The sequence below is a fragment of the Streptomyces sp. NPDC094032 genome (assembly GCF_040303965.1).
In the GTDB taxonomy this organism is placed as follows: domain Bacteria; phylum Actinomycetota; class Actinomycetes; order Streptomycetales; family Streptomycetaceae; genus Streptomyces.
This window is the reverse complement of record NZ_JBEOUE010000005.1, coordinates 1-19,042: the sequence shown is the minus strand read 5'-3', so window position 1 is coordinate 19,042 and position 19,042 is coordinate 1. Positions and strand designations below refer to the sequence as shown.

18 protein-coding genes are annotated in these 19,042 nt (G+C 71.3%); 9 read left to right on the top strand and 9 right to left on the bottom strand.

Annotated features, from left to right (window positions below; genetic code table 11):
* Nucleotides 1-4 precede the first annotated feature (4 nt).
* Together ABTZ54_RS09730 and glnA2 are read right to left on the bottom strand one after the other, a co-directional pair.
* Nucleotides 5-409, bottom strand: coding sequence for a hypothetical protein (locus tag ABTZ54_RS09730; RefSeq protein WP_351659244.1), 405 nt, complete (start codon nt 407-409; stop codon nt 5-7).
* A gap of 20 nt (nt 410-429) precedes the next feature.
* Nucleotides 430-1,791 (bottom strand): gamma-glutamylpolyamine synthetase GlnA2, encoded by a 1,362-nt coding sequence (glnA2, locus tag ABTZ54_RS09725; protein WP_132915727.1) that lies wholly within the window; start codon nt 1,789-1,791, stop codon nt 430-432.
* A gap of 237 nt (nt 1,792-2,028) precedes the next feature.
* Here glnA2 and ABTZ54_RS09720 point away from each other — a divergent pair, with 237 nt between their 5' ends.
* The 4 genes from ABTZ54_RS09720 to ABTZ54_RS09705 all read left to right on the top strand — a co-directional run bounded on the left by ABTZ54_RS09720 (nt 2,029) and on the right by ABTZ54_RS09705 (nt 4,370).
* A complete protein-coding gene (locus tag ABTZ54_RS09720) occupies nt 2,029-2,418 on the top strand; it encodes a hypothetical protein (RefSeq protein WP_351659241.1) in 390 nt (129 codons plus the stop codon).
* 76 nt (nt 2,419-2,494) lie between these two features.
* A complete protein-coding gene (locus ABTZ54_RS09715; RefSeq protein WP_351659238.1) occupies nt 2,495-3,172 on the top strand; it encodes a thioredoxin-like domain-containing protein in 678 nt (225 codons plus the stop codon).
* On the top strand, nt 3,169-3,795 hold the full coding sequence (locus ABTZ54_RS09710) for a DUF305 domain-containing protein (RefSeq protein WP_351659235.1): 627 nt from the start codon (nt 3,169-3,171) through the stop codon (nt 3,793-3,795). The genes ABTZ54_RS09715 and ABTZ54_RS09710 overlap by 4 nt, the downstream gene beginning before the upstream one ends.
* A gap of 155 nt (nt 3,796-3,950) precedes the next feature.
* Nucleotides 3,951-4,370 carry a CBS domain-containing protein gene (locus tag ABTZ54_RS09705; protein ID WP_351659232.1) on the top strand — a complete coding sequence of 140 codons (420 nt, stop codon included), beginning with the start codon at nt 3,951-3,953 and terminating at the stop codon, nt 4,368-4,370.
* Here ABTZ54_RS09705 and ABTZ54_RS09700 read toward each other — a convergent pair.
* The 3 genes from ABTZ54_RS09700 to gadC are packed head-to-tail and all read right to left on the bottom strand — an operon-like array spanning nt 4,355 to nt 7,470.
* A complete protein-coding gene (locus tag ABTZ54_RS09700; protein WP_351659229.1) occupies nt 4,355-5,218 on the bottom strand; it encodes an alpha/beta fold hydrolase in 864 nt (287 codons plus the stop codon). The genes ABTZ54_RS09705 and ABTZ54_RS09700 overlap by 16 nt on opposite strands.
* Complete coding sequence (locus ABTZ54_RS09695; protein WP_351659226.1) at nt 5,215-5,967, bottom strand: DUF998 domain-containing protein; 753 nt, start codon at nt 5,965-5,967, stop codon at nt 5,215-5,217. The genes ABTZ54_RS09700 and ABTZ54_RS09695 overlap by 4 nt, the downstream gene beginning before the upstream one ends.
* 12 nt (nt 5,968-5,979) lie before the next feature.
* The gene (gene gadC / locus ABTZ54_RS09690; RefSeq protein ID WP_351659223.1) at nt 5,980-7,470 is read right to left on the bottom strand and encodes a glutamate/gamma-aminobutyrate antiporter GadC; all 1,491 of its coding nucleotides are present in this window, start codon (nt 7,468-7,470) and stop codon (nt 5,980-5,982) included.
* A 199-nt stretch (nt 7,471-7,669) separates the two neighbouring features.
* On the opposite strand from gadC, the gene ABTZ54_RS09685 reads away from it, so the two are divergent.
* Together ABTZ54_RS09685 and ABTZ54_RS09680 are read left to right on the top strand one after the other, a co-directional pair.
* Nucleotides 7,670-8,503 carry a DUF4190 domain-containing protein gene (locus tag ABTZ54_RS09685; RefSeq protein ID WP_351659220.1) on the top strand — a complete coding sequence of 278 codons (834 nt, stop codon included), beginning with the start codon at nt 7,670-7,672 and terminating at the stop codon, nt 8,501-8,503.
* Between the two features lie 64 nt (nt 8,504-8,567).
* Nucleotides 8,568-10,325 carry an NAD+ synthase gene (locus ABTZ54_RS09680; RefSeq protein WP_351659217.1) on the top strand — a complete coding sequence of 586 codons (1,758 nt, stop codon included), beginning with the start codon at nt 8,568-8,570 and terminating at the stop codon, nt 10,323-10,325.
* A 20-nt stretch (nt 10,326-10,345) separates the two neighbouring features.
* On the opposite strand, the gene ABTZ54_RS09675 is transcribed toward ABTZ54_RS09680, so the two are convergent.
* The 3 genes from ABTZ54_RS09675 to ABTZ54_RS09665 all read right to left on the bottom strand — a co-directional run bounded on the left by ABTZ54_RS09675 (nt 10,346) and on the right by ABTZ54_RS09665 (nt 13,908).
* Nucleotides 10,346-11,371: an endonuclease/exonuclease/phosphatase family protein gene (locus ABTZ54_RS09675; protein WP_351659214.1), complete on the bottom strand. Its 1,026-nt coding sequence runs from the start codon at nt 11,369-11,371 to the stop codon at nt 10,346-10,348.
* A 168-nt stretch (nt 11,372-11,539) separates the two neighbouring features.
* Nucleotides 11,540-12,244, bottom strand: a complete 705-nt coding sequence (locus tag ABTZ54_RS09670) for a TetR/AcrR family transcriptional regulator (protein WP_351659211.1) — start codon at nt 12,242-12,244, stop codon at nt 11,540-11,542.
* 50 nt (nt 12,245-12,294) lie between these two features.
* The gene (locus ABTZ54_RS09665) at nt 12,295-13,908 is read right to left on the bottom strand and encodes an MFS transporter (protein WP_351659208.1); all 1,614 of its coding nucleotides are present in this window, start codon (nt 13,906-13,908) and stop codon (nt 12,295-12,297) included.
* A gap of 188 nt (nt 13,909-14,096) precedes the next feature.
* On the opposite strand from ABTZ54_RS09665, the gene panB reads away from it, so the two are divergent.
* From panB to ABTZ54_RS09650, 3 genes are all read left to right on the top strand, one after another.
* Nucleotides 14,097-14,960, top strand: a complete 864-nt coding sequence (gene panB / locus ABTZ54_RS09660; RefSeq protein WP_351659205.1) for a 3-methyl-2-oxobutanoate hydroxymethyltransferase — start codon at nt 14,097-14,099, stop codon at nt 14,958-14,960.
* Nucleotides 14,961-15,052: 92 nt separating this feature from the next.
* The gene (locus ABTZ54_RS09655; RefSeq protein ID WP_351659202.1) at nt 15,053-16,051 is read left to right on the top strand and encodes an ATP-binding cassette domain-containing protein; all 999 of its coding nucleotides are present in this window, start codon (nt 15,053-15,055) and stop codon (nt 16,049-16,051) included.
* Nucleotides 16,048-16,905, top strand: a complete 858-nt coding sequence (locus tag ABTZ54_RS09650) for an ABC transporter permease (protein WP_351659199.1) — start codon at nt 16,048-16,050, stop codon at nt 16,903-16,905. The genes ABTZ54_RS09655 and ABTZ54_RS09650 overlap by 4 nt, the downstream gene beginning before the upstream one ends.
* 10 nt (nt 16,906-16,915) lie before the next feature.
* Here the strand turns inward: ABTZ54_RS09650 and ABTZ54_RS09645 are convergent.
* Nucleotides 16,916-19,042, bottom strand: a 2,127-nt coding sequence (locus tag ABTZ54_RS09645; protein WP_502997217.1) for an ATP-binding protein, incomplete at its 5' end; no start/stop codon positions are given.

Sequence of the window (19,042 nt, the reverse complement as noted above, 5' to 3'; positions counted from 1 at the left end):
CGGCTCACCGGCGACGGCGCCGACCGGCCACCCATCGCCGCAGGCGGGCCTCGTTCTCCCGCTTGCGGTCGTCAGCACTGGCCGGCTCCCCCGACGCGCGGACGAGGGCCAGCACCGGGGTCCACCGGCGCCGGCCGCCCCGATCGATCCAGCGCACCGCGGGGAAGTCGGTGAGCCCGGTGATCCGGCCCCGCTCGATCCGCCGCGACCACACCAAACCGCGCACCACCAGGTGCCCCTGCTCGCACCGCACCCCCATCCGCCAGCCCCGCACCGCGAGCGGCAGGCACGCCAGGGCGGCGGCGAGGGCCCAGCCGGCCTCCGACGCCTGGAGCACGAAGGCGACGGACGGCACCACGCCCAGGGACGCGTTCGCGATCCGGTTCGGGACGGTCGGGAGAAGGTCCACGGCCCCCAAGCCCTCGCCCCCTACAGAACCGGCAGGTTCTTCCGCAGCTCGAAGGCGGTGACCTCGCTGCGGTACTCCTCCCACTCCTGCTTCTTGTTGCGCAGGAAGAAGTCGAAGACGTGCTCGCCGAGGGTCTCCGCGACCAGTTCGCTGCGCTCCATCAGGGCGATGGCCTCGCCCAGGTTCTGCGGGAGGGGCTCGATGCCCATCGCGCGGCGCTCGGCGTCGCTGAGGGCCCAGACGTCGTCGTCGGCGCCGGCGGGGAGCTCGTACCCCTCCTCGATGCCCTTGAGGCCCGCCGCGAGGAGGACGGCGTAGGTCAGGTACGGGTTGGCGCCCGAGTCGATGGAGCGGACCTCGACGCGGGAGGAGCCCATCTTGCCGGGCTTGTACATCGGGACGCGGATCAGCGCGGAGCGGTTGTTGTGGCCCCAGCAGATGTACGCGGGGGCCTCGCCGCCGGAGCCGGCGGTGCGGCCCGAGCCGCCCCAGATGCGCTTGTAGGAGTTGACCCACTGGTTGGTGACGGCCGAGATCTCGCCCGCGTGCTTCAGCAGGCCCGCGATGAAGGAGCGGCCGACCTTCGAGAGCTGGTACTCGGAGCCCGACTCGTAGAACGCGTTGCGGTCGCCCTCGAAGAGGGAGAGGTGGGTGTGCATGCCCGAGCCCGGGTAGTCCGAGAACGGCTTCGGCATGAACGTGGCCTGGACGCCCTGCTCCAGGGCGACCTGCTTCATGACCAGGCGGAAGGTCATGATGTTGTCGGCCGTGGAGAGCGCGTCCGCGTAGCGCAGGTCGATCTCCTGCTGGCCCGGCGCGCCCTCGTGGTGGGAGAACTCGACCGAGATGCCCATCGATTCGAGCATGGTGATGGCCTGGCGGCGGAAGTCCATGCCCACGTTCTGCGGGGTGTGGTCGAAGTAGCCCGAGTTGTCGGCGGGGGTGGGGCGGGTGCCGTCGAGGGGCTTGTCCTTCAGGAGGAAGAACTCGATCTCGGGGTGGGTGTAGAAGGTGAAGCCCAGGTCCGAGGTCTTGGCGAGGGCGCGCTTCAGGACATAGCGCGGGTCCGCGAAGGACGGCGAGCCGTCGGGCATCAGGATGTCGCAGAACATCCGGGCCGTGCCGGGGGCCTCCGCGCGCCAGGGCAGGATCTGGAAGGTGCCCGGGTCCGGCTTGGCGATCATGTCCGACTCGTATACGCGGGCGAAGCCCTCGATCGCGGAGCCGTCGAAGCCGATCCCCTCGTCGAAGGCCTGCTCCAGCTCGGCGGGAGCCACGGCCACCGACTTCAGGAAGCCCAGCACGTCGGTGAACCACAGACGCACGAAGCGGATGTCGCGCTCCTCGAGCGTACGGAGCACAAATTCCTGCTGCTTGTCCATTTCCACACCCATCCTCGCTGGTCAGGCCGCCTGCTCCCACCGCCTCGGGCACATCGGGGGGCACCTGAGCATCCCACCACATGGTTTCGTGCACGTTGCACACCCATAGTGCCTGCTCCGCTGTGACGGAGGTAACGGGAAAGCGGCCGGAAAGCGGCGCCGGTCAGGCATCTTTCCGGTACCCAGTGGTCCCCCGTTCGGCCCAAGGATCCCTTTCAACCACTACGATCGGCGCCCATGGGAGCCTCCCGGCTCATCGGCCCGCCGCGACACGCGCGTCCCCTGGCACTGGCGAGTGCCGTGGCGACGCTCCTCGGCGCGCTCTTCCTCTGTCTGGGCGTCGCCGACCCGGCCGCCGCCGAACAGGGCCCGGGCGGCCACACTCGGGCCGCGGGCCACCACACCTCCGTCGTCGACGAGTACGTCTGCCCGTACGACCCCGGGGGCTGCTCCCTCTTCCCGTCCCTCTCCCCCGCGGTGCTCAGCGCCCCGCCGCTGGACGCGCCGCTGCACCTGGAGGGACGGGCCCCGCGCCCCGCCGCACCGCACCACTCCGGTCCGGCACCCCGCCCCGGCGCGCAGCCCCGCGCGCCGGACCTGCACGTCCTTCAAGTCCTGCGGACGTGAGCGGCCGGGTTCTCCCCTCACGTTCGTTCGCACTTTTCTTATCTACTTCCGAACTTCCGAGAAGGACGACACCACCATGGCCGCGAACCGCTCCACCACCGCCGACCGCCGCGCCAAGATAGAGCAGGCGCGCCGCGCCGAGCAGGCCCGTGAGCGCCGCAACCGCCTCCTGACGATCGGTCTCTCCTCCGTCGTCGTGCTCAGCCTGGTCGGCTTCGGCGGCTGGGTCATCACCAAGGAGAACAAGGAGAAGGACCAGCAGGCGGCGGCCGCCAAGGCCCCCATCAAGGGCGAGAAGGACTGGGACGCCAAGAAGCTGGGCCGCAACCACGTCACCACGCCGGTGAAGTACGACATGAAGCCGCCGGTCGGCGGGGACCACAACCCGGTCTGGCAGAACTGCAACGGCGACGTCTACGACAAGGCCGTGAACGACACCAACGCGGTGCACTCCCTGGAGCACGGCGCCGTCTGGGTGACGTACAACAAGAAGGCCGCCCCCGGTGACGTGGAGAAGCTGAGCGCGAAGGTCAAGAAGACCCCGTACTCCCTGATGAGCCCGGTCGACGACCAGTCCGGCGCCATCATGCTGAGCGCCTGGGGCAAGCAGGTGACCGTGGACGGGGCGAGCGACCCGCGGGTCGACGCCTTCTTCAGCAAGTACGTCAGCGGCCCGCAGACCCCCGAGCCGGGTGCCGCCTGCACCGGCGGGGTCGGCGCGGACGGTCAGGGCGGCGCCGGGATGGGCCAGTGAAGCTGAACCGGACGCAGTGGGCGTCCGTCACCGCCGTGGTCCTGGCCCTGCTGTTCGCCGGGGGCGCCGTCACCGTCGCCTCCGCGGACCGCGACAACGGTCCCGCCACGCCCACGACGGAGTCGGCGGACGCGGGCTTCGCCCGTGACATGGCCGTCCACCACCAGCAGGCCGTCGAGATGTCCTTCATCGTCCGCGACCGCACCCAGGACGAGGCGGTGCGCCGCCTCGCGTACGACATCGCCAACACCCAGGCGAACCAGCGCGGCATGATGCTGGGCTGGCTCGACATGTGGGGGCTGCCGAAGGTGCAGTCCGGGGTGGAGCCGATGACCTGGATGGGCATGGGTGACATGGCCATGGGCGGCGAGGACGGCGCGCTCATGCCGGGCATGGCGACCCGGGCCGACCTGGACCGGCTGCGCAAGGCCTCCGGCAAGGACGCCGAGGTGCTGTACCTGAAGCTGATGACCGAGCACCACAAGGGCGGCATCCACATGGCCCAGGGCTGTGTGGAGCGCTGTGTGCCCGGCGTCGAGCGGGACCTCGCGCAGGGCATGGTCGACGCCCAGCAGTCCGAGATCAAGCTGATGGCGGACATGCTCAAGGAGCGCGGCGCGTAGACCGTGTCCGCGCCGCCGCGACGGCCCCCGTGACCCCTGCGGTCGCGGGGGCCGCGTCGTGCCCGGACAATTGAGGGTGGCTCGGGACCGGACCTCCGCACGGCGCACGGCGCACGGACGGCGTCGTGCGAAGTTCTACGAAAGGTACGCACCCCATGACCACGGCGAAGGACATCATGCACGCGGGGGCCCAGTGGATCCCCGCACACGAGACGCTCGACCGTGCCGCCCAGTTGATGCGTGACCTGAACGTGGGCGCGCTGCCCATCGCCGACCAGCAGGAACGGCTGTGCGGCATCCTCACGGACCGCGACATCGTCGTCGGCTGTGTGGCCATGGGCCACGACCCCGCCAAGATCACCTGCGGTGACATGGCGAAGGGCACCCCGCGCTGGATCGACGCGGGCGCCGACGTGGGCGCGGTCCTTGAGGAGATGCAGAGCCACCAGATCCGGCGGCTGCCGGTCGTCGAGAACAAGAAGCTGGTCGGCATGATCAGCGAGGCGGACCTGGCCAAGGGCCTGACGGACGAGCAGCTGAAGGCGTTCTGCGAGAGCGTCTACGCGCCTTCCTGACCCGGGCTCAGCCGCCGTCGGCCGCCGCTGCCCAGCACGGCCCGGGCCACGGCGTCCGGGCGGTCCAGCATGACCAGATGGCCCGACGGCTCGGCCGCCTCGTAGCGGGCGCCGAGCCGCCGGGCCAGCGCGCGTTGGCGCCGCTCCCAGCGGGCGGAGCCGTCGGGCGCGGCGAGCACGGTGACGGGCAGGCCCGGCGGCAGCGGGACGCGGTCGCGCAGGGCGAGGAGTTCGGCGGCGACGGCGCCGTAGCGGGCGTTCTCGTCGAGGGTGCCGCGCAGCACGCGCGAGGTGCGGTAGACGCGGCGGACGAGGGCGGGCGGCGCGGGGTCGTGCCGTACGGACAGCGCGCGGGCGGCCGGCCCGAGCGCGGCCGGGACGCCGAGGGCGGACAGCAGCGCGCCGGTCAACCGGGCGCGGGCGGGCGCCGTACGGGAGACGCGGGGCCGCTCCTCCACGGAGGAGTCGACGAGGACGAGCGCGGCGGTACGGGCGGGGTGCAGCCGCGCGAAAGCCTCGGCGTGGAACCCGGCGAGCGAGTGGCCGACGACGGTGACGGGCCCGGCCAGGCGCAGCGCGTCGAGCACACCGGCGATCCGGTCCGCCTCGCCCGCGGCGGTGGACGGCCCGGCGGCCGGCGCGGAGAGTCCGTGCCCCGGGCGGTCGAACCGGACGACGGTGCGGTGCGGCGCGAGCAGCGGGACGACCGGATCCCAGTCGAACCAGCTCATACCGAGCCCGGCGGACAGCACACAGACGGGCCCCGATCCGTCGACGACGACGTGGTGGGGGACGCCGCCGATCCGGACGAAGAGGGGGGTGAGGGACGCGGAGCCTGCGGGGGTCATGGGCGCCGTCCCCTGGACCGTACGGCCCCCTGCTCCCGGTACAAGGACACCGCCAGCACCCCCACCCACACCGCCACCAGCAGCACCTGGAGGCGTTGCCCGGCGCCCAGGGACCACAGGCCCTTGCCCGCCTCGAAGGCGGCTACCGCGGCGAGGGTCCAGGCGGTGGCGGCGAGTTCCAGGGCTACCAGGGCGGGGCCGGTGCGGGCCAGGGGGCGCCAGAGGCCGTAGCGGCGGGCGGCGATGGTGAGGGCGACGATCGCGGTGAGGGCGCCGGCCATGGCGAGGCTGGAGCTGACGGCGTGGGCGGTGTGGGTGGCGGGCACGAGCCCGGCGGTCTCGCGGGCGGCGCACTCGGGGTCGGCGGTGGGGGTACAGCTGAGCGGGAGGCGGGAGTCGACGGCGGTGGCGGCCCCGAAGAGCGCGAGGGCGAGCCAGCCGACGAGCAGCCAGGGGCGGCGCGGGCCGGGTTCACGCCGGGCCCAGGAGGTCCCCGCGAGGTCGGCCCTGCCGTGCCATCCGGTCGCCGCGAGGCCGGTCAGCGCGCCCGCGAGGACGAGCAGCCCGGCCGTGAGGTCCGTCGCGCGGAACAGGCCGCCGAGCGGCTGGTCGGCGGCGGCGAGCTCGGAGACGTAGGTCCGGACCGGGTCGAGCCCGGTCCGGACGACGACTTCGAGCACCCAGGCGGTGTACGCGAGCGCGCCGAGCGCGAGGAGGACGGCGGCGGTGCGCGTGGCGTTCCTGGACACACTGGTCCTACGTCAGGGCGTGGCGGAAGGTTCCCGGTGGTCCGGGTGGATCCAGCCCGGCTTGCGGTATTTGAGCAGGGCCGCGGGGATCGCGAGGCCGAGCACGAGCAGTCCGCCGCCGACGATCAGGAGGTAGCGCCACAGCGGCTGGCCGCCGAACTGGTCGGGCGGTACGAAGCCGATGACGAGGGCCAGGACGGAGGAGACGAAGCCGATGCCGGCGACCCAGGCGACGGCGGGGACGCGGAAGCCGCGCTGGACGTCGGGCTGGGTCCTGCGCAGCTTGACGACGGCAACGAACATCAGCAGGTAGGCGATGAGGTAGATCTGCACGGTGATCACGGAGAACATCCAGTACGCGCTGGAGACGTTGTCGCTGAAGGCGTAGAGGATGCCGATCAGGGTGGTGACGACGCCCTGCGCGACCATGATGTTCATGGGGGCGCCGGCCTTGTTGAACTTCTGGAACACGGGCGGCAGGTAGCCCTCCTGCCGGGAGAGCAGGACGAGGCCCTTGGCGGGTCCGGAGAGCCAGGTGAGCATGCCGCCGAGGGCGGCGCAGACCAGCATGACGCCGACGACCCTGGTCATCCAGCCGATCGAGAAGTGGTCGAAGAAGGCCTGGAAGGCCTGCATGAGACCGGCGGTCAGGCTGAGCTGCTCGGAGGGCATCACCCAGGCGATGGCCAGGGCCGGAAGGATGAAGATCAGCAGGACCAGGCCGGTGGCCAGGAACATCGACTTCGGGTACTCGCGCTTGGGCTCGCGCAGCGAGGAGACGTGGACGCCGTTCATCTCCATGCCCGCGTAGGAGAGGAAGTTGTTGACGATGAGGACCAGGCTGGCGAGGCCGGTCCACGGCGGCAGCCAGTGGTCGGCGCTCATGGGCTGCGCGGAGGGGTTGCCCTGGCCGAGGAAGACCATGCCGAGGACGACGAGCAGGACGCCGGGGATGAGGGTGCCGACGATCAGGCCGAAGGAGGACAGGCCGGCGATCGTCTTCGTACCGCGCGAGGAGATCCAGACCCCGGACCAGTAGACGACGACGATGACGATGGCGACGTAGAGGCCGTTCTCCGCGAGGGAGGGGTCGATGACGTACGCGAAGGTCGAGGCCACGTACGCGAGCAGGCTCGGGTAGTAGGCGATCGTCATGGCGAACTGGCACCAGACGGCGAGGAAGCCGAGCGGTTTGCCGAGCGCCTCGCTGACCCAGCGGTAGATGCCGCCCTCCCAGCCGGAGGCGAGCTCGGCGCCGACCAGGGCGGTGGGCAGCAGGAACACGAGGGCGGGCAGCAGGTAGAGGAAGATCGCCGCGAGTCCGTAGATGGCCATGGACGGCGAGGGACGCAGCGAGGCCACGGACGCGGTGGTCATGAAGGCGAGCGTCAGCCAGGAGATGAACTGCCGCTTGGTGCCGTCGTCCTGGCGGAGCCCCGCGTCGGCGGCGGAGGCCGCCGCGGTGTTCCCCGCCGACTCCGCCGAATCGTCAGTGGTCGTCATGGGCTCATGATCAGCGGACCCGACCGGCTTCGCATGTCGGCGGAAAAGGTAACGAAACGACCGCTTTACCCCCTCCGTCGATCACGAACACATCTCGTTCATCAATCAAGTGGTCTCTTTACTTTCCCTTGACATACGGTCGTGGCCTCAGGGGTGGGGCGGTCCCGCCATGCCCCGAACCGCTCCCGAAGGACACCGCATGACCATGCCCACCCACTCCCCCGACCAGCAGCCCTACGGCGCGCCCGGGATGCAGCCCCCGGCCCAGCCCCGCAACGGGCTCGGCGTCACGGCACTGGTGCTCGGCATCGTGGGCCTGCTCTTCGCGATCATCCCGTTCCTCTTCTGGCTCGGCGGGATCCTGGGCCTGCTGGCCCTGATCTTCGGCATCATCGGCTCCTCCCGCGCCGGCAAGGGCCTGGCGACCAACAAGGGCATGGCCGTCACCGGCCTGGTCCTGGGCGCCGTCTCGATCCTCGCCGCCATCGCCTGGACGATCGTGCTCGCCACCGCGGTGAAGGAGTACTCCGAGGAGATCGACAAGGAGCTCGGCAAGGGCACCGCCGCCTCCTCCGCCGCCCCCGGCGCGGACGCCTCCACCGAGGCCCCGGCCGACCCCGCCGCCCAGACCCCCGAGTCGCTGAAGTTCGGCGAGACCTTCGTGTACGAGGACGGCGTCAAGGTCACCGTCTCCAAGCCGCGCGCCCACAAGCCCGACGCCTTCGCCGCCGGCTTCACCAAGGGCAACAAGGCCTTCCAGGTGACCATCACCATCGAGAACGGCGGCAAGAAGGCCCTCGACGTCACCACCGCCCTGCCGAACGCGAGCGACGCCAACGGCAAGGCCGCCGAGATGGTCTTCGACGGCAGCAACGCCACCAAGCCCTTCGAGGGCAAGGTGCTCCCCGGCAAGCAGGCCAAGGCCGACTTCACCTTCGGCATGGCGCCCGACGCCGCCGGCGAGCTCCAGGTCGAGCTCTCCCCGACGGTCCTGGAGCACGACTCCGCCGTCTGGTCCGGTCCGACGAAGTAACGGCACAGGCGGGCACCGACCATTCCCCAGGACATAGCGTCGAATTGACGATTAGACTGGGGAGGTGCCTCAACTACGCCTCGCCCTGAATCAGATCGACTCGACGGTCGGCGATCTCGCCGGCAACGCCGAGGCCGTCGTCCAGTGGACCCGGCACGCCGCCGAACAGGGGGCGCACCTCGTCGCGTTCCCCGAGATGGTGCTGACCGGCTATCCCGTCGAGGACCTGGCGCTGCGCCCCTCGTTCGTCGAGGCCTCCCGGACCGCCCTGCGGGCGCTCGGGCGGCGCCTCGCGGACGAGGGCTTCGGCGAGCTGCCGGTCGTCGTCGGCTACCTCGACCGGTCAGAACGCGACCGGCCCCGGCTCGGCCGCCCCGCCGGCTCCCCCGAGAACGCCGCCGCCGTGCTGTACCGGGGCGAGGTGGTGCTGCGCTTCGCCAAGCACCATCTGCCCAACTACGGCGTCTTCGACGAGTACCGCTACTTCGTCCAGGGCGACACCCTGCCCGTCCTGCGCGTCCACGGCGTCGACATCGCCCTCGCGATCTGCGAGGACCTGTGGCAGGAGGGCGGCCGGGTCCCGGCGGCCCGCAGCGCGCGGGCCGGACTGCTGCTCTCGGTCAACGCCTCCCCGTACGAGCGGAACAAGGACGACACCCGGCTCGAACTGGTCCGCACCCGCGCCCGGGAGGCCGGCTGCGTCACCGCGTACCTCGCGACCACCGGCGGCCAGGACGAGCTGGTCTTCGACGGCGACTCGATCGTCGTCGACGCCGACGGCGAGGTCGTCGCGCGCGCCCCGCAGTTCGCCGAGGGCAGCGTGATCCTGGACCTGGAGCTCCCGGCCGCCGTGCCGGACGCCCCCACCGGCATCGTGGACGACGGGCTGCGGATCGACCGGGTGGTGCTCTCCGAGGAGCCGCTGCCCGCGTACGAGCCGGAGGTGACCGGCGGCTACGCGGAGCGGCTCGACGACGACGAGGAGGTCTACTCGGCGTTGGTCGTCGGCCTGCGGGCGTACGTCGCCAAGAACGGCTTCCGGTCCGTCCTGGTCGGCCTGTCCGGCGGCATCGACTCCGCCCTGGTCGCCGCCATCGCCTGCGACGCGGTCGGCGCCGCGCACGTGCACGGCGTGTCGATGCCCTCGAAGTACTCCTCGGACCACTCGCGCGGCGACGCCGCCGAGCTGGCCCGCCGCACCGGCCTCGGCTTCCGCACCGTCTCCATCGAGCCGATGTTCGACGCCTACATGGGCTCGCTCGGCCTGACCGGGCTCGCCGAGGAGAACCTCCAGTCCCGGCTGCGCGGCACGCTGCTCATGGCGCTCTCCAACCAGGAGGGCCACCTCGTCCTCGCCCCGGGCAACAAGTCCGAGCTGGCGGTGGGCTATTCGACCCTGTACGGCGACTCCGTCGGCGCGTACGGCCCCATCAAGGACGTCTACAAGTCGGACGTCTTCCGGCTCGCCCGCTGGCGCAACCGGGCCGCCGAGGAGCGCGGTCAGCTCCCGCCGATCCCGGAGAACTCGATCAGCAAGCCGCCGAGCGCCGAACTCCGCCCGGGCCAGGTCGACACGGACTCGCTGCCGGACTACGCGGTCCTGGACCGGATCCTGGAGCTCTACGTCGACCGCGACCGGGGCAAGGACGAGATCGTCGCCGCCGGCTTCGACGAGGAACTGGTCGCCCGCACGCTGCGGATGGTGGACACGGCGGAGTACAAGCGCCGCCAGTACCCGCCGGGCACCAAGATCTCCGCGAAGGGCTTCGGCAAGGACCGGCGCCTGCCGATCACCAACCGCTGGCGGGAGACACGCTCCTGACGGAGCCTCCGGCGTCCGGCTCAGAGCCGGACGCGGGCCGCGACCGGCAGGTGGTCGCTCTTCGTCTCCGGGAGGGTCCAGGAGGCGAGCGGCTCCACTCCCTTGACCATGATCTGGTCGATGCGGGCCATCGGGAAGGACGCCGGCCAGCTGAAGCCGAAGCCGTCACCGGCCGCGCCCTGCGTGGAACGCAGCTGCGAGGTCACGGCGTTGAGCGAGCGGTCGTTCATGGTGCCGTTGAGGTCGCCGAGCAGCACGATCCGCCGGTGCGGGTCGTGGGAGATGGCCTCGCCGAGGGCGATGGCGCTGTCGTCGCGCTGGTTGGCGGTGAAGCCGGCGTTCAGCTTGACCCGTACGGAGGGGAGGTGGGCCACGTAGACCGCCACCTCTCCGGCCGGGGCGACGACGGTGGCGCGCATGGCGCGGGTCCAGCCCATCCGGATGTCCACCGGCTTGGGGTCGCGCAGCGGGTACTTGCTCCACAGGCCGACCGTGCCCTGGACCGAGTGGTAGCGGTACGTGTCGGCGAGGACCCGCTCGTAGCTGGGCACCATGTCGCCCTTGAGCTCCTCCAGGGCCACCACGTCCGCGCCGGAGGCGGCGATCTGACGGGCCGTGCCCTCCGGGTCCGGGTTGTCGGCGTTCACGTTGTGGCTCACCACCGTGAGGCCCTCGCCGGGCTCCGACTTGTCCACCATGAGGCCGCCGAAGAGGTTGAGCCAGACGACGGCCGGGAGCAGCAGGGCGACCATCGCGGTCGCGGAGCGGCGCAGCAGGGCGAGGACGAACAGCAGCGGCACGAAGAGGCCGAGCCAGGGCAGGAAGGTCTCGGTCAGGCTGCCGAGGTTGCCGATCCGGTTGGGGATGTCCGAGTGGAACACCATCAGGAGCGTCAGCAGCACCGCGCACAGGGCGAGAAGGATGCCGCGGCGCCAGATGCCCCGGTCGCCGCGCAGGGCCCGCAGGCGGTGGGCGAGCCGGGAGGCGGGGCCCTTGTCGCGCGGCGCGCCGCCGCTCTCGGTCTCCGTCATGTCCACCCGCGTCATCGCTGCCGTCCTCACTGCCTTGCTCTGCGACCCGGACTCGACCCTAGGCGATTCCGGTTCGGTCGTACTCCCCGAGGGACGACAGAGCCGCGTGGCGGGTTCCTGCAGGTGGCGCGGGGCGTACTGCTGTGACAGAACGCGCACATTCGTACGACTCCTCCCGCCGGGTCAGTCGCGCGGGCGTACGCCGTCCAGAACGGCGTCGACGACCCGCTCGGCGAGGTCCGGCTCCAGGGGGGCGTCGGGGCGGATGACGGTGCGCAGCAGCAGCGGGCCGGTGACGAGGTCGTTGACGAGTTCGGCGTCGAGGTCGGCGCGGATCTCGCCGAGCGCCATCCCGCGCCGTACGACTTCCAGGCACATGCGGCGGCGGGGGTCGATGACGGTCTGGTGGTACGCGTCCCACAGCTTGGGGTAGCTCTGCATCTGCGAGAACACGTTGTGCAGCAGCGCCGAGTTCCGTTTGGCGAGTCCTCGCCGCCGGATGGACTCCATGAGCGCGACGAGGTCGTCCCGGACCGAGGCGCCGGGCAGCACCGGGTCCGGGGCCTCGAAGGACCGCAGGAGGTCGACGAAGAGCTCCTCCTTGCCGGGCCAGCGGCGGTAGATGGTGGCCTTGCCGACCCCGGCGGTGCGGGCGATCTTCTCGATGGACAGCTCGGTCAGCGAGGTGCCGCCCTCCAGGAGCCCGATCGCCGCGTCGAAGATCGCCTGCTCGGCGGCCTCGCTGCGGGGCCGCCCGCGCCGGGCGGCCCCGGCGCAGTCCTCGGCGGGGGCCGTCGTCGGCGCCGCGGCGGGCGCCGTCGTCGGTGCCGGGCCGCGCCGCCCGGTCCCCGGGCCCGTCGCCCGCGCCCCGCCGTTCTCCTGCGTCACGTCCGCTCCACCTCTCCGTCCGGACCCCTCGGCCACCGCCGCCTCCGCCGTTACCTCGTCACCGATTCTCCCGCCTTCTCGCGGCCGCCGGGAACGGCGGAGCGCTCCATGGGCGGCGCCGGGGTGCGCCCGGGCAGGAACAGGGCCACGACGAGGGCGCCCACGAGGGCGACGGCGGCGGAGCAGACGGCGGTGATGTGCATGGCGTCGAGGAAGGCGTCGTACGCGGGGGCGACCAGGCCGCGCCCGGCGGGGCCCAGCTTCTCGGCGACCGCCAGAGTGGCCTCGATGGACTCGCCGGCCGCGTCGCGCAGCCCGGGCGGGACCACGCCGAGGTGGTCCTCGATGCCGCCCCGGTAGGTGGAGGACAGGACGGAGCCGAGCACGGCCACGCCCAGCGCCCCGCCGACCTGGCGGAAGGTGTTGTTGATCGCCGAACCGGAGCCGGCCTTCTCGCGGGGCAGCGCCTGCATGACGGCGACGGTGACCGGCGGCATGATGTGCGCCATGCCGGCGCCCTGCACGAAGAAGACGATCTCCATGACCCAGATCGGGGTGCCGGCGTCGAAGAAGGCGAAGGCGCCCAGGCCGACGGCGACGGCGAGCATGCCGGCCGTGCAGACGGCCTTGGCGCCGAAGCGCTCGACGACGAAGCGGGCCCGGGGCGAGAAGATCATCTGGGCGATGGCCAGCGGCAGGATCAGCAGCCCGGACTCCAGGGCGCTGTAGCCGCGCACGCTCTGCAGATAGAAGGCGGAGAAGAAGGTCACGCCGAGCAGGGCGAAGAAGACCAGCGCGATGGCGGCGACGGCGGCCGAGAACGCGGGCTTGCGGAAGTACGAGATGTCGAGCGCCGGGTGGTCGCTGCGCTTCTCGTACAGGACGAAGGCGGCCAGGACCGCGAGACCGCCCAGCGCGGGCAGCAGCACGGTGATGTCGGCGACGGTGGCCAGCTCGCCGCCGCGGATGATGCCGTACACCAGCAGGACCAGGCCGAGGACGGAGAGCAGTACGCCGGGCAGGTCGATCCGGCCGGGCTTCGGGTCCTTGGAGTCGGGCACGAGCCAGGTCATGAGGACCAGCGCGAGGAGCACGACGGGCACGTTGACCAGGAAGATCGAGCCCCACCAGAAGTGCTCCAGGAGGATGCCGCCGGTGATGGGGCCGATGGCGATGGCGAGGCCGACGCTGCCGGCCCAGATGCCGATGGCCTTGGGCTGCTCGTCGCGCTCGAAGACGTTCATGAGGACGGCGAGGGTGGCCGGCATGACGAAGGCGGCGCCGAGGCCCATGAGCGCCCGGTAGGCGATGAGCTCGCCCGGGGAGCCGGAGAGCGCGGCGAGCGCGGAGGCGACGCCGAAGACCGTGATGCCGAAAAGAAGGACCTTCTTGCGGCCGAGGCGGTCGCCGAGCAGTCCCGAGGTGAAGAGGAGCCCGGCGAAGACGAGCGTGTAGGAGTTGATGGCCCACTCCAGCTCGCTCTGGGTGGCGCCGATGCCGGTGGGCGCGGGGCTGGCGATCGTCTTGACCGCGACGTTCAGGATCGAGTTGTCGAGGACGACGATCAGCAGGCTGAGCATGAGGACGCCGAGGATCGCCCAGCGGCGCCGGTGCACGGCCTCGGGTATGCGGGACGGGGTGACTTCAGGGGACGGCTGAGACATGCCCCCACCCTAGACCTATTTCGATACGGGACCGTCTCGTATCGAAAAAGCTGAGGAATTCTTTACGTTGCGGCGGTGTGAACAGCGCCACTCCGCCCCACTTCCCCGGCCCCCCGGCGAAGTGCCACCATGGACATGGTCCGGGGACGCCACAGGGCGCCTCGAGATGACAAAAGGAGCCGTTCACCATGACGCTTCAGGCTGCCCAGAAACCGCCCGCCGACAGCAGCAAGGCGCTGTACGGAGGGAAGGGCACCCGCCGCATCACCGTCCACGACATCGCCGCCGCCAAGACCCGCGGCGAGAAGTGGCCCATGCTCACCGCCTACGACGCCATGACCGCGTCCGTCTTCGACGAGGCCGGCATCCCGGTGGTCCTCGTCGGCGACTCGATGGGCAACTGTCACCTCGGCTACGAGGACACCGTGCCCGTCACCATGGACGAGATGACGCTGCTCTCCGCCGCCGTCGTACGGGGCACCAAGCGCGCCCTCGTCGTCGGCGACCTCCCCTTCGGCTCGTACCAGGAGGGCCCCGTCCAGGCCCTGCGCAACGCCACCCGGCTGGTCAAGGACGCGGGCGTGGGCGCGGTCAAGCTGGAGGGCGGCGAGCGCTCCCTCCCGCAGACCGAGCTGCTCGTCCAGGCCGGCATCCCCGTCATGTCCCACCTGGGCCTGACCCCCCAGTCCGTGAACACCATGGGCTACCGGGTGCAGGGCCGCTCCGACGAGGCCGCCCACCGGCTGCTCGGCGACGCCAAGGCGGCGCAGGACGCGGGCGCCTTCGCCGTGGTCCTGGAGCTCGTCCCGGCCGAGCTGGCCGCCGAGGTCACCCGCTCGCTGCACATCCCCACCATCGGCATCGGCGCGGGCCCCGACACGGACGCGCAGGTCCTCGTCTGGACCGACATGGCCGGCCTGACCGGCGGCAAGGTGCCGCGCTTCACCAAGCAGTACGCCAACCTGCGCGCGACCCTCGGCGACGCCGCCCGCGCCTTCGCCGAGGACGTCACGGGCGGGGCGTTCCCCGCCGAGGAGCACACCTTCCACTAGACCGCCTCCGGTAACGACGACAGCCCGCCGACCGTCCCCCGTCGGCGGGCTGTCGGTCGCCTGTCGGTGCGCTGTCGGTGGCGCCGTGTTCCATGGGGGACATGACGCGATCACACACCAACGCCGTCGAGGTCCGGGGCCTCGTGAAGCACTTCGGCGAGACGAAGGCCCTCGACGGGGTCGACCTGGACGTCCGCGAGGGCACCGTCCTCGGGGTCCTCGGCCCCAACGGCGCCGGCAAGACCACCCTCGTCCGCTGTCTGTCCACCCTCATCGTCCCGGACGCCGGCACCGCCGTCGTGGCCGGCTACGACGTGGTGCGCCAGCCCCGCCAGCTGCGCCGCACCATAGGCCTCACCGGCCAGTACGCCTCGGTCGACGAGAAGCTGTCCGGCTGGGAGAACCTGTACATGATCGGGCGGCTGCTCGACCTCTCCCGCAAGGACGCCCGCGCCCGCGCCGACGAGCTCCTGGAGCGCTTCTCCCTCACCGAAGCGGCCAAGCGCCCCGCGATGAACTACTCCGGCGGCATGCGGCGCCGCCTCGACCTGGCCGCCTCGATGATCGGCCGGCCGGCCGTGCTCTACCTGGACGAGCCGACCACCGGCCTCGACCCCCGTACCCGCAACGAGGTCTGGGACGAGGTCCAGCGGATGGTCGCCGAGGGCGCCACCGTCCTGCTGACCACCCAGTACATGGAGGAGGCGGAGCAGCTCGCGAACGAGCTGACCGTCATCGACCGCGGCCGGGTCATCGCCCAGGGCGGCGTCGACGAGCTGAAGGCCCGGGTCGGCGGACGCACCCTCACGGTCCGCCCGGCCGACCCGGCCGACCTGTCCGCCATGGCCGCCGCGCTCCACGAGTCCGGCCTCGACGGGATCGCCGGCGCCACCGTCGTACCGGACGAGGGCGCGCTGTACGTGCCGATCCTCAGCGACGAACAACTGACCGCGGTCGTGGGCCTGTTCGCCGCCCGCGGCTACGGCATCGCGCACATCGGCACCCACCTGCCCAGCCTCGACGAGGTGTTCCTCGCCATCACGGGCGAGAAGACCGCATCCGACGCGATCACCCAGGAGGTCGCCGCATGAGCACCACCACCCTGCCCCAGTCCCCCGTGGACACCCCCGGCACCACGCCCTCCCGACGGGCCGCGCCCGGCGCCGCCGACGGCCGGATCGGCCTGCGGGCCAACCTGCGCCACATCGCCGCCCTGGCCCGCCGCAACGCCCTCCAGATCAAGCAGGACCCGGAGTCGATGTTCGACGCCGTCCTGATGCCGATCATCTTCATCCTGCTGTTCACGTACGTCTTCGGCGGCGCGATGGCCGGCAAGGGCAACCAGCAGGAGTACGTGAACTACCTGGTGCCCGGCCTGATGGCGATGATGGGCATGAACATCGCGATGGGCGTCGGCACCGGCATCAACGACGACTTCAAGAAGGGCGTCATGGACCGGTTCCGGACCATGCCGATCGCCCGCTCCTCGGTCCTCATCGCGAAGATCGTCGTCGAGATCGGCCGCATGCTGATCGCCACCACGATCCTCCTCGGCATGGGCTTCCTGCTCGGCCTGGAGATCCAGTCGGTCCTCGGACTGCTCGCCGCGATCGGCCTGTCGATGGTCTTCGGCGCCGCCCTGATGTGGATCTTCATCCTGCTCGGCCTCACCATGAAGACGGCCCAGGCCGTCCAGGGGATGGCGATGATCGTGCTGATGCCCCTCCAGTTCGGCTCGTCGATCTTCGCCAACCCGACCACGATGCCCGGCTGGCTCCAGACCTTCACCGACTACAACCCGCTGTCCAACCTCGCCGACGCGGCCCGCGGCCTGATGAACGGCGGCCCGGTCGCCCACTCGGCGTGGATGACCCTCGCCTGGGCGGCCGGCATCACGGCGGTCATGGCCCCGCTCGCGGTCTCCAAGTTCCGCAAGAAGACCTGAGCCGGGGGCTTCAGGACTCGGCGCGCCCGTTGATCGCGTCGGCGCGCACGAGCAGGGCGGCGGCCTCCTCAAGGGAGAGGCCGCCGCCTTCGGCGTAGGCGGCCTCGAACTCCGCCTCACCGAGCACGGCAAGCGCCAGCTCGGCACCTACCCTCCGGTTCTCCCGCTCCATCGGCGGCGGCAGATACCCCTCCGGCAACAGCCCCTCGTACGCCCCCAGCAGCACACCCGCCGTACGGGCCCCCGGCCCACCCAGCCCGGCCAACGCCCAGGCGGCGGTGAGCAGATGGATCGCCGGCATCTGAGGCGCGACGATCATCGACAGCGCCCCCATCGAGCGCTCATAAGCCCGCCGGGCAAGCGCGAACCCGGAGGCGTACCGCCCGTCCAAGTTGTCCACCCACCCCAGACTGCCAAGAGTGAAGCCCTCGAAAATAGAAAACGTCTCCGAGCTGAAGTCATCGAGCAGCGCCTGCAAGTGCGTCCGGGCCTCGGCGGTACGCCCGGTCCGACCGAGCAGCATCGCCAGGAAGATCCGCGCCGCGAGCATGGGCTCATGCCCCCGCCCATGCGCACCATCAACGACCTCGCGCAGAATCTTCTCCGCCTCCCCCTGCCGCCCGGTCTCGATCAACATGTCGGCATACCGGGCCCGCAACAGCGCCATCTGGGACTGCGCCCCGATCCGCCGGGCGTACTCGATGGCGGCCGCGAAGTCCTCGGCGGCCCCCTCGAACTCCAGCCGCCGCTCCCGCGCCTCGGCCCGCGAGGACAGCGCCTCGGCGGCCCCCCAGGCGTCGTCGAGCCGCACGAAGATCTCCAGACTCTCCTCGGCGTCGGCGGTGGCCCGCTCGGCGAGATCGGCCCGGTTGGCAAGCAGATTGGCCCGCAGTTGCAGGGCGTTGCCCAACTCCCAGTCGTACCCATAACGCCGACAAGCGGCCACATGCGCGTCCAAGGCCTCCCCCATACGCCCAGGATCGGCGATGAGCAACACAGCGAAAACACTGAACGAACCGGGCAGCCGACAGGTCTGCGGCAGCCCCGGCGGGTACATCGCATTGATCCGCCGTAGCCGCTCGATCCCTTCGGGGGTGGTCCACCGCCCCGTCTCGTGATCCATGTTGAGCAGCTCGATCAGCCGCACCCCGCGCCGCGCCTCCCACAGCTGCTCCTCGGTCAGCGGCGGGGGCCCGGCGGCGACCGGCTCGTGCAGCGGTACGACGGGGGCGGCGCCCGGCCCGAAGGGGTCGGGCCCGAGCGCGGCGACGGCCTCGGCCCAGTGCAGGGCGTCGGCGCGCAGGTCGCGCATGGTCCAGTACCAGAGCAGGGCGTGGACGAGGACGAGCGCCTCGTGCTCGTCCCGCGAGGCGACCGCCCGACGCAGCGCGGTGCGGAGGTTCCCGTACTCGACCCCGAAGCGGGCGACGGCGGCGACCTGCCGCCCCGTGCGGAGCAGCGGATCGGTGTTCCGCGCGAGCTCCCGGTAGTACACGAGATGCCGCCGCTCTACACTCTCCCGCTCCCCGGCCTCGTCAAGCCGCTCCCCCGCATACTCACCCACCGTCTCCAACAACCGATACCGCATACCCCCCTCCCCCTCATAGACCACCACCAGCGACTTGTCGACAAGAGCCCCCAACACACCCAACACATCCGCCACATCACCAGAGGCGGCGCTGCACACCCCCTCCGCGGCCTCCAGATCACACCCACCCGTAAAAACGGACAACCGCCGCAACACAGCCCGCTCGGCCCCGTCCAACAACTCCCACGACCAGTCGACAACCGCCCGCAAGGTCTGCTGCCGCGGCAACACCGTCCGCGCCCCCGACGTCAACAACCGAAACCGATCGTCCAACCGCTCCGCGATCTGCCCCGCCGTCAACATCCGCAACCGAGCAGCAGCCAACTCCACCGCCAACGGCAGACCGTCCAACCGCCGAACAATCTCCTCAGCAGCCCCCGCAACCTCCTCCACCCGAAAACCAGGCCGCACCGCAGCCCCCCGCTCACCGAACAACCGCACCCCCGCCCCCACCGACAACGGCCCCAACACCCGCACCACCTCCCCCGGCACCCCCAACGACTCCCGACTCGTCGCCAGCACCGTCACCCCCGCACACCGCGCCAACAA